Source organism: Holdemania massiliensis (genome assembly GCF_022440805.1).
GTDB lineage: Bacteria > Bacillota_I > Bacilli_A > Erysipelotrichales > Erysipelotrichaceae > Holdemania > Holdemania massiliensis_A.
In genome coordinates, this window is sequence record NZ_JAKNTK010000001.1 from 1627507 (window position 1) to 1641945 (window position 14439).

Annotated in this window: 16 protein-coding genes; 14 read left to right on the forward strand and 2 right to left on the reverse strand. The window is 48.1% G+C overall.

Annotated features, from left to right (window positions below):
- The first annotated feature begins 42 nt into the window (after window positions 1-42).
- The 13 genes from rpsU (at window position 43) to MCG46_RS07325 (ending at window position 11685) form a co-directional block, all read left to right on the forward strand.
- Window positions 43-222: a 30S ribosomal protein S21 gene (rpsU, locus tag MCG46_RS07265; RefSeq protein WP_020223152.1), complete on the forward strand. Its 180-nt coding sequence runs from the start codon at window positions 43-45 to the stop codon at window positions 220-222.
- Window positions 223-410: 188 nt separating this feature from the next.
- The gene (locus MCG46_RS07270) at window positions 411-1376 is read left to right on the forward strand and encodes a DUF6930 domain-containing protein (protein WP_240278935.1); all 966 of its coding nucleotides are present in this window, start codon (window positions 411-413) and stop codon (window positions 1374-1376) included.
- Between the two features lie 116 nt (window positions 1377-1492).
- Window positions 1493-1690 (forward strand): YabP/YqfC family sporulation protein, encoded by a 198-nt coding sequence (locus tag MCG46_RS07275; protein ID WP_006060198.1) that lies wholly within the window; start codon window positions 1493-1495, stop codon window positions 1688-1690.
- On the forward strand, window positions 1680-2630 hold the full coding sequence (locus MCG46_RS07280) for a sporulation protein YqfD (RefSeq protein ID WP_020223154.1): 951 nt from the start codon (window positions 1680-1682) through the stop codon (window positions 2628-2630). The genes MCG46_RS07275 and MCG46_RS07280 overlap by 11 nt, the downstream gene beginning before the upstream one ends.
- A 17-nt stretch (window positions 2631-2647) precedes the next feature.
- Entirely contained in the window at window positions 2648-3595 is a 948-nt protein-coding gene (locus MCG46_RS07285; protein ID WP_240278936.1) for a PhoH family protein, read from the forward strand.
- A gap of 3 nt (window positions 3596-3598) precedes the next feature.
- Window positions 3599-4270, forward strand: a complete 672-nt coding sequence (locus tag MCG46_RS07290; protein ID WP_240278937.1) for a response regulator transcription factor — start codon at window positions 3599-3601, stop codon at window positions 4268-4270.
- Between the two features lie 15 nt (window positions 4271-4285).
- Window positions 4286-5566, forward strand: a complete 1281-nt coding sequence (locus MCG46_RS07295) for a sensor histidine kinase (RefSeq protein ID WP_240278938.1) — start codon at window positions 4286-4288, stop codon at window positions 5564-5566.
- A 278-nt stretch (window positions 5567-5844) separates the two neighbouring features.
- Window positions 5845-6798 (forward strand): substrate-binding domain-containing protein, encoded by a 954-nt coding sequence (locus tag MCG46_RS07300; RefSeq protein ID WP_020223158.1) that lies wholly within the window; start codon window positions 5845-5847, stop codon window positions 6796-6798.
- A gap of 87 nt (window positions 6799-6885) precedes the next feature.
- Window positions 6886-7827, forward strand: coding sequence for a phosphate ABC transporter permease subunit PstC (gene pstC, locus MCG46_RS07305; protein ID WP_240278940.1), 942 nt, complete (start codon window positions 6886-6888; stop codon window positions 7825-7827).
- Window positions 7824-9062, forward strand: a complete 1239-nt coding sequence (gene pstA / locus MCG46_RS07310) for a phosphate ABC transporter permease PstA (RefSeq protein WP_240278942.1) — start codon at window positions 7824-7826, stop codon at window positions 9060-9062. Before pstC ends, pstA begins: the two co-directional genes overlap by 4 nt.
- Window positions 9063-9077: 15 nt before the next feature.
- Entirely contained in the window at window positions 9078-9833 is a 756-nt protein-coding gene (gene pstB / locus MCG46_RS07315) for a phosphate ABC transporter ATP-binding protein PstB (RefSeq protein WP_240278950.1), read from the forward strand.
- A gap of 17 nt (window positions 9834-9850) precedes the next feature.
- Complete coding sequence (gene phoU / locus MCG46_RS07320; RefSeq protein ID WP_240278951.1) at window positions 9851-10492, forward strand: phosphate signaling complex protein PhoU; 642 nt, start codon at window positions 9851-9853, stop codon at window positions 10490-10492.
- Window positions 10493-10722: 230 nt separating this feature from the next.
- Window positions 10723-11685 (forward strand): hypothetical protein, encoded by a 963-nt coding sequence (locus tag MCG46_RS07325; RefSeq protein WP_240278953.1) that lies wholly within the window; start codon window positions 10723-10725, stop codon window positions 11683-11685.
- A 341-nt stretch (window positions 11686-12026) separates the two neighbouring features.
- Here the strand turns inward: MCG46_RS07325 and MCG46_RS07330 are convergent, their stop codons facing one another.
- Window positions 12027-12728, reverse strand: a complete 702-nt coding sequence (locus MCG46_RS07330) for a transposase (protein ID WP_240278955.1) — start codon at window positions 12726-12728, stop codon at window positions 12027-12029.
- Window positions 12725-12895 (reverse strand): hypothetical protein, encoded by a 171-nt coding sequence (locus MCG46_RS07335; protein ID WP_240278957.1) that lies wholly within the window; start codon window positions 12893-12895, stop codon window positions 12725-12727. Before MCG46_RS07335 ends, MCG46_RS07330 begins: the two co-directional genes overlap by 4 nt.
- Between MCG46_RS07335 and MCG46_RS07340 the strand changes: the two genes are divergently transcribed.
- Window positions 12894-14228 carry an IS200/IS605 family accessory protein TnpB-related protein gene (locus MCG46_RS07340; RefSeq protein WP_240278959.1) on the forward strand — a complete coding sequence of 445 codons (1335 nt, stop codon included), beginning with the start codon at window positions 12894-12896 and terminating at the stop codon, window positions 14226-14228. The genes MCG46_RS07335 and MCG46_RS07340 overlap by 2 nt on opposite strands.
- The last annotated feature ends 211 nt before the right edge of the window (window positions 14229-14439 follow it).

Consider the following 14439-nt stretch of genomic DNA (forward strand, 5'->3'; position numbering starts at 1 on the left):
TTGGTTATAATATATCTGCTTGCATCAGAAGGGAGGGTAAGTATGCCAAGAGTTGTCTTAAAAGAGAACGAAGTATTGGATGACGCATTACGTCGTTTCAAGCGTCAGGTTTCTCGCAACGGAACCCTTGCTGAGGCTCGCAAAAGAGAGTTTTATGTAAAACCAGGCGTCCGTCGTAAACTGAAGTCGGAGGCTGCAAGAAAGGCTAGACGTTCAAAGTAAAGAAGCGCAAGCTTCTTTTTTCGTAGTTGGATGAAGTCAGAAAATCAGGATTCAAGAAGAAAGAGATTTGTCATTTTGAAGCAGCTGTTTTATTATAGAAGAAACGAACTGACTGTCATTCAGTCATTCTGGAACAAAGGAAAAAGGGTCGAAAAGGAACCCTGAGAAGATCAAGGAGGAATATTACGATGCAAAGCTCAAGCCGATCACTTCAGCAGTTTAAGCAGGCTTTATCCTGTCTCTACCAACTATGGCGGGAGAAACAATGGGAAATGCTGAATGTCAAACTGGAACTGCCGCTGTTCGATGCGCAGGTTTGCCTGTCCTTGCTGCAGATGGGCGAGGAAACTGTATTAGAAATCTGCGATGATGACTGGGATCAGCTGGTCGGCAATTCGCTGGCGATGGAAGATTCCTATCATATGGCAGTGCAGGCCGCAAGACGGATCATGTGGCGTCCTTTCAGCGCGGAGGAAGCCGAAGTTGCTTTGTTTCAGCAGGGGGACCTGCAGGTCTTTATCAATGATATTCATTGCGGACTTCTGGAAGTTCGGCCTTCCTCCCGCTGGATTGAGGAAACCCGTCTGCTTGTAGAAGCGCTGAGTGAGGTGTTAAAACAGTATTCAGGACGGGAAACGACGGATGAGGAATGGCTGGAGGCTGTTCAGCTGAGCGATCAGAGCTGGCGTCTGACGCCGAAATCCGGAGCTGTCCGGATCGAAGGTCCAGCCTGCATGATTGATGAAGTGGCAGCCGAGAAACTAAGTCAGCTTAAGCATACCCGCGAAACAGCACAGCTGGATGTGGTCAGTCTGATTGATCCATTGGAGGCGGAACATGGCAGTGCCGTTGCTTTCCGTATGCTGGTGCTGGTCTGCTCCAATCGTCATCAGACGCATGTGGAATTCAATTTTCGCAAGCGTGAGGATTTATGTACGGCGCTGGTTGAAGGTTTGCGTCAATTCATTCTGACTGCCGGCATTCCAGCCCGGCTGCAGGTCAACCATGGCTTGTATGAATTTATTCTCGCAGATTTAGCTCAGCGGCTGGGAATTCGAATTGTCAGCGTGGAGCATTTGATCTTAACTGAACAGCTTAGTGAAGAACTGGCGGCCGGACTTTCCATGCTTTCAGCTCCGGAAACGATGAATTAATAAAATTAGAATAATCTGGATGGGGTACAGTCCGGTGAAAAGCGTTCTTAGGGGACGCTTTTTTCATGTTTGAGAGGTCCCGCGCATAATCTACAGAAGAGGAAGGAGTGTGCGCGATGATCACAGTCAGTGAAAAACAGGCCATGATCGAAGACTTTGAGCGGCTGATCCTCGTCAGCCCCGAACAAATTATTACCGAGTCCAAACAGGGCAGAATGATCGTCGAAGGCAGCGGCCTTCATATCCGGGTGTTCAGCGCCGATGAAATTATCTTGTCCGGACAGATCAGGCGGGTGAAGTTCGATGCGGAATAGACTTCCTTTTCTGTTTGGCATGGACTGCTGGCGGCTGAAAATACCGCTGACGTTTTTTCTGAATCAGTGTTTTCGACAGGACATTGAGGTCATGGAACTGAAACAGACGCCAGAGGGGTTGGTCTTCTGGTCACCGGTAACCAGCCGGCGTCGGATTCTCAGCTTGTTTGAAGCGGCAGAGCGGGTAAAGACCAGCGGTGTTGCCGGTTTTTTGCTGCATCAGTTTCATCAGCCGCTGCGGCTGTTTTCGGTGGCTTTGTCTATTGCATTGTGGACTTTTTATTCCCACTGCATCGTTCAGGTCGATGTCAGCGGTACCGATCCTGTCCTGCAGCGGCAGATTGAGCAGCAGCTCGCCGACAATGGCTATGCTGTTCCCTTTTTTACGACGGATCAGAATCTGGCTGAAACGATTGAATTTCTGATCAAGGAAAGTTTTGAGGACCGCTTGGGCTGGACCGAAGTGACCCGCACCGGTTCGCGGATCCAGCTGCAGTTTACGGATAAAGAATATGTTGAAACACCGCAGCTGACCAACGAGCCGATCTATGCTCAAAAAGAGGGAATGGTCGTCCGTTTTGACGTTCAGCATGGCGAAAAGAAAGTGAAGATCAACGAGATTGTTCACCCCGGTGATCTGTTGATTGACAATGAGCTGAAAGATGCGTTTGAAGTGCCGCAGCCGCTGTATGTTAAGGGAAAGGTCTACGGTTATACGTGGTATACCGTGGAAAGCACACTGCAGGAAGCGCCGGATTTTCCGCTGCACGATGCGCTGGCGTTTTTTCGTCTGTTAATGGACTGCCGCGGTCAGATTGCACAGCAGTTACAGGCGGATGAAAAAATTATCAAAGAAAATGTTTTACTTTTTGACAGGAATGCGGGTACAATAACGATGAAGATCCACTACACCTTGCTGGAGGATCTGACACGACCTTAAATTCGAGGAGGAAAACCATGACTCATGTCCTGTCAATGGAACATCTGAGCGCGTCGGAAGCCGCGGAACTGATCGGCTTTGAAGACCGCAACCTGAACTGCTTATGTGAACTGTATGGTGCGGACATTGTATTCCGAGATAATCAGTTTACGATCCGCTGCGAACATCCTGAGGCAGTGGCGGAAATTCTGCAGGAAATGCTGAAAATGATCCGGCGTTCCCAACAGATCAGCGAGCAGGAAATTCGATACTTAGTCCGCACGCAGCGCAAGCAGCAGGCGGTGGATCTGGGCGATTTAAAATCCAAGGTGCTGGCCCGCACCCACAGCGGCAAGGCGATTGCGCCGAAAACTGAAGGTCAGCGCAGCTTCATTGAGGCGATGGAGAAGAAAACGATTGTCTTTGCGGTGGGTCCGGCAGGAACCGGCAAGACGTATTTAGCCGTGGCCTATGCCGTCAGTATGATGAAAAAGGGTGAGATTCACAAGATCATTCTGACTCGGCCGGCTGTCGAAGCGGGAGAAAGCCTGGGATTTCTGCCGGGTGATCTGAAGGAAAAGGTGGATCCGTATCTGCGGCCGCTTTATGACGCTCTGCATGATCTTCTTGGTGCGGAAACGACCGAGCGGCTGATTGAAAAGGGCACGATTGAGATTGCGCCGTTAGCTTATATGCGCGGCCGGACGCTGGATGACGCGGTGATTATTCTGGATGAGGCGCAGAACACAACGCCGGCGCAGATGAAGATGTTTTTAACCCGGCTGGGCTTTCAGTCACGGATGATCATTACCGGCGATCTGACCCAGGTGGATCTGCCGAAGTCTCAACGCAGCGGACTGATGGATGCCGTAGGATTGTTAAAAGGCATCGAGGAGATCGGCGTCCTGCAGCTCAGCAGTGATGACGTCGTCCGTCATCCGCTGGTACAGAAAATTATTGACCGCTATGGAGAAAAGGGGGAATAAGCCATGCCGCGCATTCTGTTAATTGAAGATGAAGACAGCATCCGTCATTTGATCAGCTACGATTTAAAAAACGCCGGATATGAGGTTATCGGCTGTGCCGATGGCGTCAGTGCCAGAGAGAAAGGGCTGAGTCAGAGTTTTGACATCATGATCATCGACTGGATGCTTCCGGAAATCAGCGGAATTGAACTGGTTCGGCTGTTTCGCGGCAAGGGGATTGACAGCGTTATGGTGATGCTGACAGCCCGCGATGAGGAAGAAGATATTCTGGAAGCCTTTGATGCCGGCGTCGACGATTACATCACCAAACCCTTTTCTCCGCGTGAGCTGCTGGCCCGAATCCAGGCTCATGTCAAGCGGATCGTCAAAACCAGCCGCAGAGTTTTGGAAATGGGCGGCTTGACGATGGATCTGGGCAGCCGGGAGGTTCGTGTCAACAACCAGCCGGTCAGCTTAACCAAGAAAGAATTTGAATTGCTGGAGTATATGCTGCGCAATCCGCAGATCGTTCTCTCGCGCGACAACATTCTCAATGAGATCTGGGATTTTGACTACGACGGCGATACGCGGATTGTCGATGTTCATATTTTTAAGCTTCGCAGCAAGCTTTCCGGCAGCGGGGTGCGGATTTCCTCACTGCGGGGTGTCGGCTATAAGCTGGAAGCTGAAGGCTGAGAGGATCGGTAAGGAATGAAAACCTCAGAAATTCTGATCCTGATTCTGACGGTTGCCGGCCTGTCCTTGTTCTGCGCCCAGGGATTATTGGAAGCGTGGAGCGCCTTAGTTTTATTGGGCCTGGTTGCGGCGGCGCTGTTGTGGCACAGCCAGGATCAGCTGCGCGAAAAAATGCGGACGAAGGAACAATCATTAAAAACGCAGGTTCGCAGTTCAGCCAAGGATGCGTCATTGAAACAGAAGCAGATTCTGACCATTCTGACCAACATTCCTTCTCCGCTGGCAATGATGGATTCCTATGGTCATCTGACATTGTATAATGAGGGCTTCAGCCAATTTCTGACAGAGGAAAGCGAAGCAGAAATCAATTATCGGGATGAACGGATCGCGGTGGAAGTTCGGCTTTTTCTTAAAGAAGCATATTTAAGCGAAAATGCGATTGTCCGCAACCTGCATCGAAATGGCATTGATTTTCAGTGCCTGTCCGTACCGATTCATGAAAATGGCCGGTTTAACGGCTGTCTTCTTGTATTTCAGGATATCACTCAGGCAATGGAAAAGGAGCGGATGCAGAAACGCTTTATCGCCGATGCTTCGCATGAGCTGAAAACCCCGATTGCCGCGATCAAGGGCATGATTGAAATCCTCAACCGGGATACCTTTGATGATCCGGATACGATGAAGGATTTTCATCTGCAGATTGAGAAAGAAGCGAAGCGGCTGGAAATGATCGTGGCGGATCTTTTGAAACTGTCGCGGCTGTCGATGAATACCCTGGCGCTCACTCCTTCAGCCTGTGAACTGACGCCGTTATTTGAGAGCTTGATCAAGGAACTCCGTCCGCAGGCTGAACAGCGAGGGGTCAGCATTGAAGCGGAGAATCTGACGCAGGGGTTTTTCTGGCTGGATGAACAGAAAATTCATCAGGCGCTGGCCAATTTGTTAATGAATGCACTGGTTCACAGCCAGCCGGAACATATTTGGCTGAAAGCGGAAATGCATCATGGCCGGCTGCGGTTGACGGTGCGGGATGACGGCTGCGGGATTGATCCGAAACATCTGGATCGAATCTTTGAACGTTTTTACCGCGTTGAGGAATCGCGGTCGCGGGCCAGCGGCGGCAGCGGGTTGGGATTAGCGATTGTAAAGGCGATTGTAACTGCCCATCAGGGAGAAATCGAAGTTGTCAGCGAAGTTGGAAGGGGGACCTGCTTTGAGATCAGCCTGCCTGTTTCGCTGTCAGAAAATCCAGTACATTCATCAAGCGCACCCATTTCAGTCAATTCATCGAAATAAAACAAGAGTTCAGGCGTAAGGCGCCTGGCTTTTTTTTGCTCATGCACGGGACGCAGAAATGAATTTTCATCCTTTTCCAGCTGGAAATCATCCCTCAGAACTTGAAAGCATCAAAATTAGTAACAGCCCCTTTCAGTCAGAAGCCGCGGGATCTTTGATTTTTGGCGGTTATGATTTTATTGGATTCTGTTATTTTTTAACCGTTTCTTAACACGATCTTCATTTTCTGTTAATTGAAGCGCTGTACACTGAAAACTGTTCAAGAAAGGATGAATGAAATGAAGAAATTAACGATTTTCCTGCTTGCAGCGCTGGTTATGCTGGCTGGCTGCAGCACTCCATCAGGTTCTGATACTCCAGGTGACGCGACAGCTACACCATCGGCTTCCGCAGCAACGATTCATGTTTACACACGGGATGCGACTTCCGGTACCCGCGAAGCGTTTGAAAAAGCCGGGGATTTTGCGGAACAGCTGACCTCTTCGGCAATTGAAGTTTCCAGCAATGGCGATATGGCCACCAAAGTGGGGGCTGACGCTAACGGAATCGGTTATGTTTCCCTGTCAACCGACTTTGCAGCCAATGGTGTTAAACCTCTGAACTTTGAAGGGGTTGAGCCAAGCGAAGCAACTGTCTTGGATGGTTCCTATGGCATGCAGCGTCCATTTATGTTCACAACCCGGGCAGCCGGCGACTATGAAAGCACAGAAAAAGAAGAACTGATCGCCGCTTTCCTGGATTTCATGCAGAATTCAACGGAAGGCATGCTGGTAGTGGAAAAGGCCGGCGGCGTTGTCGATAAGACGAAAGGAACAGCCTGGGCAGAGCTGGCAGCGAAGCATCCGATTGTCAATCAGGACAACTCGTCGATCTCGATTGCAACCAGCGGGTCCACATCCGTAGAAAAGACGTTGAAAGCTGCTTTGGAAGCCTTCCAGCCGATGGCGGGCAACTTCCAGTTCACAATGAATCAGACGGGTTCGGGCGATGGCTACAAGCGTGTTCTCGGCTCGGAAAAAGACGGCGCCAACCGTGCGGATATCGGCTTTGCTTCTCGGGCATTCAAGAGCGGAGATGAAGACACTTCCGCGGCGATGGCTTCGGGTCAGTATTGCATCGATGCGGTCGTCACGATTGTCAATCAGGCCAATACAAGCGTATCGGATCTGACACAGCAGCAGGTTCATGATATCTTTACGGGAACAACAACTTCTTGGGAAGAAGTAAAATAAGCTGAATTGAACGCATTCTGATGTAAGCCGCTTTGTTGGCCGGACGGGCTGAAGAAAGCGGCTGATTTTTTTAGGAAGGGTGATTTTATGGAAGAAAATCTGCGAGATTGGATCAAACCTGGTCAGGCCATTCGCAAACAGAAAACTGACCGCGCTGTGCGGACGCTGTTCTTTCTGGCGGCGCTGATTTCCGGCAGCTGCATCGTTCTGATCACATTCTTTATTTTAATGAAGGGAATCCAGCCGTTTCTTCCTAACTATGCTTATGGTACGGTGTCGCTGAAGGATTTCCTGTTCGGGACACTGTGGCGGCAGGATCAGGGTGTTTACGGCGTCGGCTTCATCGTCATCAATACGCTGATCTCTGCATTTGGCGCGCTGCTGCTGGCATTTCCGATCTCAGTGCTGACGGCGTTGTTCATCGTCAAAATTGCGCCGAAACCGATAAAACCATTCATGAAAACGGTAGTTGAGCTGCTGGCCTCGATTCCCAGTGTCGTTTACGGCGTCTTTGCAGCCGGAGTGATTACAACCTTAGTTAAGACCCTGGCAGCGTATTCCGGCGTCAGTACGGCCGGCGGCAGTTCCTTACTGGCGGTCATTCTGCTTTTGGCCATCATGATCTTTCCGACGATCACCTCGCTTTCGATTACTGCGATTGAAGCCGTTGATCGGGATCTGGAGCTGGGCTCACTGGCCTTAGGGGCAACAGCGACGCAGACCCATTTCAAAGTGGTGCTGACCAGTGCTAAATCTGGGATCTTTGCCGGTGCGATCTTAGGGATTGGCCGGGCATTTGGGGAAGCAACTGCCGTGGCGATGGTTGCCGGCAACAAGCTTTTCGGACCGACCTTCAATTTGTTTGATATCACGCGGACGCTGACGTCAACGATGCTGGCAGGCTTAAAGGAAACAACCGGATTGGATTACGATATTCGTTTCTCCGTTGGCCTGGTGCTGATGGCGGTCATTCTGATTTCCAATCTGACGCTGAATCTGATTAAAAAGAAAGTGGGGAATATGAATTGAAAACCAACCTGATCCGGCGGAAGCTCAGCGACGGCTTTCTGCAATTTCTCACCCTGTTCAGCAGTCTGCTGGCCGTCGGTGTTTTAACGGCGTTGTTCTACTATATTTTTGCCAACGGCCTGTCCCTGATGAATACGGATCTGCTGCGCAATGATTATTGGTCTGTAAGCAAGATCGTCGCTTTTGATGAAACAGTCAATCAGCCTGGCCTTTATCCGCGGCCACAGGTTCTGGATGAAAATGTAGCCTGGAGTGAAAAATGGGGGATTGGCTTCGTCGATTATCTCTCCCATGAGAAAAAACAGCTGGTTCTAATCGAAACGGTTGCGGCTGATTCCCCGCTGCAGAGTGCTTTTGATACCAGTGCCGGAGCAGCACAGGGCAAACCGGTAGCCCTGTCCGCTGGACTGCAGGTTGAGAAAATTGATTTTTCACAGGCTGCCGGAACGGCAGACTTCACCGGCATGCTGGCATCGGCTACAGCCGCTGAAGTTGCTCAAACGCTGGATCAGCAAGCTGTGAAGCTGACCTCGATTTTTATCAAGACACCGGGCGGCGGGATCCGCGGTTCGATCATCACGACTGCTTACCTGATTCTTGTATCACTGCTCATCGCTTTGCCGATCGGCATTGCCAGTGCTGTTTATCTCAGTGAAATGGCTAAAAAAAACCGCATCAACATGCTCATTCGGACTGGGATTGAAACACTGACCGGCGTGCCGTCGATTGTTTACGGTTTAATGGGAGTCAGTGTCCTCTTTCCGATCACCGCCATGATGGGCGCTAAGACCACCAATATTCTGCTCGGTGCACTGACGATGGCGATCATCCTGCTGCCAACGATTATCCGCTCCACTGAAGAAGCGCTGCTGGTCGTACCGAAGGGACTGCGCGATGCTTCCCTGTCTTTGGGCGCCAGCCAGACCCAGACGATCTTCAAGATTACGCTGCCCTGTGCGATGCCGGGAATTCTCAGCGGGATCCTGCTCAGCATTGGTCGGGTTGTCGGAGAATCCGCGGCGCTGATCTATACAATGGGTACCTTTATCAACGATAAGCCGGGTCTTTTGAAGCAGGGAACTTCATTGGCGGTGCATATTTGGTCTGTGATGTCCGGTGAGCAGCCTAACTTTGAACTGGCCTGCGCGATATCCATTATGATTTTGATCTTTGTCTTGATTTTAAATATAGCGGTAAAATTTTTGTCCCGCCAACTTCAGAAAAGCTGGCATTAGAAAGGAAAGGACGTTATGGAAACTTGTTTTGAAGTGAAAGACCTGAATCTGTACTATGGGGAAAATCAGGCGCTGAAACATCTGAACCTGACAATTGGACGGAATCGTGTCATGGCGCTGATCGGTCCTTCCGGCTGCGGAAAGTCCACCTTTCTGCGCTGCCTGAACCGGATGAATGATCTGATTGAAAACTGCCGCATCACAGGTGAAATTCATCTGTTGGAACAGAATATCTATGATCCGAAAATGAATGTTGTGGAACTGCGGACAAAGGTAGGGATGGTGTTTCAGAAACCCAATCCATTCCCAATGTCAATTTATGACAATATCGCTTATGGACCGCGCTGTCAGGGCGTCAAAGAGAAGAAGCTTTTGAATCAGATCGTTGAACGGTCTTTGAAATCGGCGGCACTTTATGAAGAAGTCAAGGATCGTCTGCATGACTCAGCGATGGCGCTTTCGGGAGGTCAGCAGCAGCGCTTATGCATTGCCCGGGCGATTGCCATGGAACCGGAAGTGATTTTGATGGATGAACCGACTTCAGCATTGGATCCGATTGCCACCGCGAAGATCGAAGAACTGATCGAACAGCTGAAAAAGACGTACACGATTGTCATTGTTACACATTCAATGCAGCAGGCTTCGCGTGTATCCGATGATACGGCTTTCTTCTTGCTGGGAGAAATTGTCGAAACTGATAAGACGCTTACGATTTTTTCCAAACCCAAGGATAAGCGGACGGAAGATTATATCAGCGGACGGTTCGGTTAATTAAGGAGGAACAGACAATGAAAATGGATGAATCCCTGGCTTTATTCCAGGCTTTGATCATCGAGATGTACCGCAAAGTCAGACTGATGCATCAGATGGCTCTGGAAGTGATCCACACCGGCGATAAGGAAAAAGCGCTGCAGTTAATTAGGATGGATGACTTTGTCAATCATATGGAAGAGGAAGTCAATGACCAGGCCCAGTCTGTCCTGGCTCTGCTGTCACCAGTAGCAAGTGATCTGCGCAAGGTGATCGCTGGGATTAAAATTGCTTCCGATCTGGAACGAATCGGCGATTATGCGAAAAATGTTGCGGAGTTCGTCATTAAAAAGGGCCCGGCGGAGCCGCCCTTTGTCGCTGAGCAGGCAACCGCCATTGGCGAACGGTTTTTAGCCATGCTGGATGATGCGATGCGTGCTTACGAGCAGGAAGATGTTCAGCAGGCCTATGAAATTCCGCAGCAGGATGAACAGATCAACGCTCAGTTTGAGCAGCTGACTGGACAGATTGAATCTGCGCTGCAGGAAGGGATGACAATGAAGCATCTTGTACCGTTGGTTGCGATGCTGCGCAACTTCGAGCGTTCCGGCGATCATACAAAGAATATCTGCGAGCATTTAATTTATCAGGTTAAAGGTCAGCATATTGATTTTGGCTGAGAAGCGAAAATAGCTTGTTTTCTTGAAAACGAGCTTTTTTTTTCGGCTCGTGCAATTTTGGTGTAATTTTGATAAGGCATGAAATGGCAGAGCTGATTTCTCAGTTTGGAAAAGGCATGGGCGGAATTTAGCTTTTCACATGAGCGTCAGATTCAGAAAATATTCTGCAGAACATTGACATATTTGCCATAGGTTCGTTATACTGAGGGTAAACTCAAGAGGTGGACAACATGAAAAAACTCTTTCTGCTGGGATTGACATTGGTCTTGATTGCGACGATTGAAATATTCCAGTCCAGTGCTCAAAAACAGATGATGGATCAAATGCCGCGGATGCAATGGGCGGTATCCGGATATGCTGCGGCCTGTTACGAAGTCAAGTTTACAGAAGGCCAGCAGGCTCAGCAGCGGCAAAGAATGGCGGAGCTGCTTGCGGTCGGACAGGAAAACGATGATTCAGAAGAAGATCGTCTGAATGCGCGCAAACTGGCGGTTATGGAAGTGAAATCCAGTGCGGATGGGAATTCAGCCTATTATTATGGCGGAATGAAAAATCCGCTGCATGATTTATTTCCGATTTCCGGGACACCTGAAATCAGCTTCAATCAAGCTCAGGCGATGTATTATACAGCCAATCGAAAAGATTCAGCAATGCCGCAGATGACGATGATCCAAAGCGCAAGGGTTCAGGTGGAACCGTTTTACAACAGTGCTGATCAGCCGGGAACAAAGACGACGCTGTGGTTTTTCGCGGAACAGCCTTCGGATTGGATTGAGCTGATCTATCAGCTGCGCCAGGAGTTTCCTGAGATGACATGGATCAAACAGCCGATTCAAATTGAAACCGGGATTTCCGATTCACTGAGCCGGCAGCGTTCACTGATGATCGGCGGGATTGCCGCAGGAGTTACCTTGGCTGCTCTGGCGTTGACATGGTATGAAGTCAGCCGGAAGAAAAAGCAGCAGCCGCAGCTTTCCGCTCTGGACAATCTGGGTCAGAGCTGTGGACTGACTGGATTGATTGCCTTTCTGGAGATTCCAGTATTGATCGTGGTTGTCAATCGTTTGCAGGGAGTGGCCTGGAATTACTATACTAATTTCTTCTATACTGATTTATTCCATCTTTACGGCTGGATCAGTGCAGGCTTTGTGCTTTGTGCTTTGATCGGCTGGCTCCGGGTGCGTTATCATTAGAGTTCTCATTGTTCATTCAAGGGTCGGCAGGAAATATTCCGCTGGCCTTTTTTATCTATTAGGAAATTGCATTAAAATGGACAGTAAATTTAAATGAGTTGAATAACTCAAACGAATCTTATGAAAAAGAAAAACGACCTAAAAGGTCGCATCGAAAAGAGAAATGAGAGAGGCGTGGAAGGATAGACTATTCCTGAGCGAATTGATCTAAAACATCGACAGGGATCATAACAGAATCGCATTTGATGCAGTAGGCGCGGAAACATGGAATACCCCGATAAGAAATAAGATCACAAACTTCTTCAGCGATATCGATTTCCATCGGATCCAGAAAACCACACTTAGTACACTTGAAGGGGATCGAGTTCACGGTGCCAGTCATAGAGTTGCCAGGTTTCATTGATTTTCACCTCCAATCCAGCCGGGAAAAAGGATTCAACCAATTCCATGATGTGTCCGCAGGAACAAAGGAAGGGATCAATGCCTGTGGACTCCTTACGAAATTCTCGATAAGAAGAAAGCTTCTTACGAATCCAAGCTCGAGGCTTACGTAACATTTTTTGAATACAGCGATAAAGTTTCTTTTTTCGAGAAGTATAGGCGCCTAAGTAATGAACCATTTTGAAATGATCATCAGGAATATGAAGAATGAGCTTTTTCATGAAAACGAGAGTGGAATCAAACACATCTACACGTTCGTGGGTTTGATGGTCGATATAGTGCCACCAGACAAAGTCAAGGTCAACATCATAGTCTTCAATCCGACTTTGAGCCATGACAGGACGACCAACATAACGAACAATATAATCCACACAATCTTGAGTAGATTTGTGAGTGGAAGGTGGAGAGTAAACATAGAAGCCATCAGGATAATCGCGATAACATTGCTTTTTTACGATTTTAAAATCTGGGGAATTCAATTTGGCTTCCATGCGGTCCAGTAACTGCTTTTGAAAAAAAAACCGCAGAAAATCGTAGTGGATATGTTTTAAAGGTTTAAATGAACCGCGTTTGTAAACAAGGGAAAAGAGATCAAAATTCAATTAAACTGTTCGATCATTTCTTTTTCCCAAGAGCCATATAGAGAAGAATGAAAAGGATGAAACAAACTCAACCGCGTTGCATAACTTTGAGGAATGTAGTATAATAACTCAGATGAAGTAGCAATTCCATTTTCTGATTTTCTATGAAAGTGAGGTTCTCTTTCCATGAAGACAATCACCTGTTCTAATCGTATTTACTACTCGGAATTATCCTCGGAAGAAGCGAACGCTCTGCACCAGGATATCCAGCTTTATCATGCCATGATGCATACTGCCTATCATTTGTTATGTCTGAAGTCGCAGGGGATTCCCTTTCATACCAATGACTATTTTCCACTCTCTGCGATTCAAGAAGCGAAACAACATTTAAGTAACGATTTTGCCAACCATGAAAATCAGAAGAAGGTACTGAAGGCTCAATGTAAAGCCATCGAGAAAAAAATAAAAGAAGTCGAAATCAACATTCGGAAGATTGACCGACAATTAAAAGAATTATTCAGAAAGACAAAACAAGGGAAACAAACGGAAGCGGATTACTTGCTTGAAGTGCAGCAGCTGCGTCCTGAGCGAAAACGATTCAAGAATCGTCGCTCTCATCTGATTTATGGATTGAATCGGAGAAAGCAGAAGTTAGAAGCTCTTCAACGAAAAATGAAGTTTACCTGTTTTGGCGGAAAGAAGTTAGCTCGGGCAAGAACGACGGTGTATGCAGGGCAACATGAAACCTGGCTGAAAGCATATCAATCAGCCCGCAATCGAACGATGATGATTCAGGGAAGACGGCAAGGCAAGTTCTCAAATAACTTATTTAAATATCATATCGAAGAGGGAGTTTTGATTTACCGCTGCAGCAGTGAGAAACGGGAGATCCCGCTCAAGATTGAATTTCATCAACACAAAGAGGAATTGGAAAGAGCGGTGAGACTGCCGCACAATACACCTGGAAAAGCAGTGGCTTATGTGTTGGAAGATCATGGAGATTATTTTATTATCAAAGCGATCGTGGAGATGGAAGAAAAAGCGAAGAGCGAAGACACAGAACAAGGGGTCATTGGCATTGACATCAATGTCAATCATATCGCGGTAAGTGAAACGGATGGTTGTGGAAACTGTGTTTTATTGAAAACGGTGAAGATGCCTCTGGATGGGAAAACTAGTGAACAAAGGAAACATCAGATTGGTCAGACAGTCATGGAAATAGTCTTAGAATGTGTACGGAGTCATAAGCCGTTAGTGATGGAAGACTTGGATTTCCAGAAGACAAAAAGCAAGATGCGGTATGGAAATCGAAGACAAAATAAAATGTTATCCGACTTTGCGACAAGAAAGATCGAAGAAGCGATTGTGCGGCGATGCTGGAAAGAGGGATATGGAGTAAAGAAGGTGAATCCAGCGAATACAAGCAAGATCGGGAAAGAAAAATACAGCAAAAGAATGGGCTGTACCGTCCATATGGCGGCCGCGTATGTGATAGCGCGGCGAGGGATGGGAATGGAATAGAAGCAACCGAATTCTGTTTCTTAATCTGTACAAAGAAGGCAGGGACGAGAAGATCGCTGACTTTCGCGTCGGAATGAAATTAAGAAACAGAAAGAGAACGAAGACGCCTGTGGGGAAGAACCTTCGACACAGCCTTCCTCTTGTGAAGCAAGAGAGAGGAGGAAGGAACAGAACTGCAGGAATACTCTCCTGGCAAGAAACAGAGAGGGGC

Coding starts and splice junctions, on each gene's coding strand:
- rpsU (WP_020223152.1), top strand. CDS start 43: ATGCCAAGAGTTGTCTTAAAAGAGAACGAAGTATTGGATGACGCATTA.
- MCG46_RS07270 (WP_240278935.1), top strand. CDS start 411: ATGCAAAGCTCAAGCCGATCACTTCAGCAGTTTAAGCAGGCTTTATCC.
- MCG46_RS07275 (WP_006060198.1), top strand. CDS start 1,493: ATGATCACAGTCAGTGAAAAACAGGCCATGATCGAAGACTTTGAGCGG.
- MCG46_RS07280 (WP_020223154.1), top strand. CDS start 1,680: ATGCGGAATAGACTTCCTTTTCTGTTTGGCATGGACTGCTGGCGGCTG.
- MCG46_RS07285 (WP_240278936.1), top strand. CDS start 2,648: ATGACTCATGTCCTGTCAATGGAACATCTGAGCGCGTCGGAAGCCGCG.
- MCG46_RS07290 (WP_240278937.1), top strand. CDS start 3,599: ATGCCGCGCATTCTGTTAATTGAAGATGAAGACAGCATCCGTCATTTG.
- MCG46_RS07295 (WP_240278938.1), top strand. CDS start 4,286: ATGAAAACCTCAGAAATTCTGATCCTGATTCTGACGGTTGCCGGCCTG.
- MCG46_RS07300 (WP_020223158.1), top strand. CDS start 5,845: ATGAAGAAATTAACGATTTTCCTGCTTGCAGCGCTGGTTATGCTGGCT.
- pstC (WP_240278940.1), top strand. CDS start 6,886: ATGGAAGAAAATCTGCGAGATTGGATCAAACCTGGTCAGGCCATTCGC.
- pstB (WP_240278950.1), top strand. CDS start 9,078: ATGGAAACTTGTTTTGAAGTGAAAGACCTGAATCTGTACTATGGGGAA.
- phoU (WP_240278951.1), top strand. CDS start 9,851: ATGAAAATGGATGAATCCCTGGCTTTATTCCAGGCTTTGATCATCGAG.
- MCG46_RS07325 (WP_240278953.1), top strand. CDS start 10,723: ATGAAAAAACTCTTTCTGCTGGGATTGACATTGGTCTTGATTGCGACG.
- MCG46_RS07340 (WP_240278959.1), top strand. CDS start 12,894: ATGAAGACAATCACCTGTTCTAATCGTATTTACTACTCGGAATTATCC.
- MCG46_RS07335 (WP_240278957.1), bottom strand. CDS start 12,895: ATGGAAAGAGAACCTCACTTTCATAGAAAATCAGAAAATGGAATTGCT.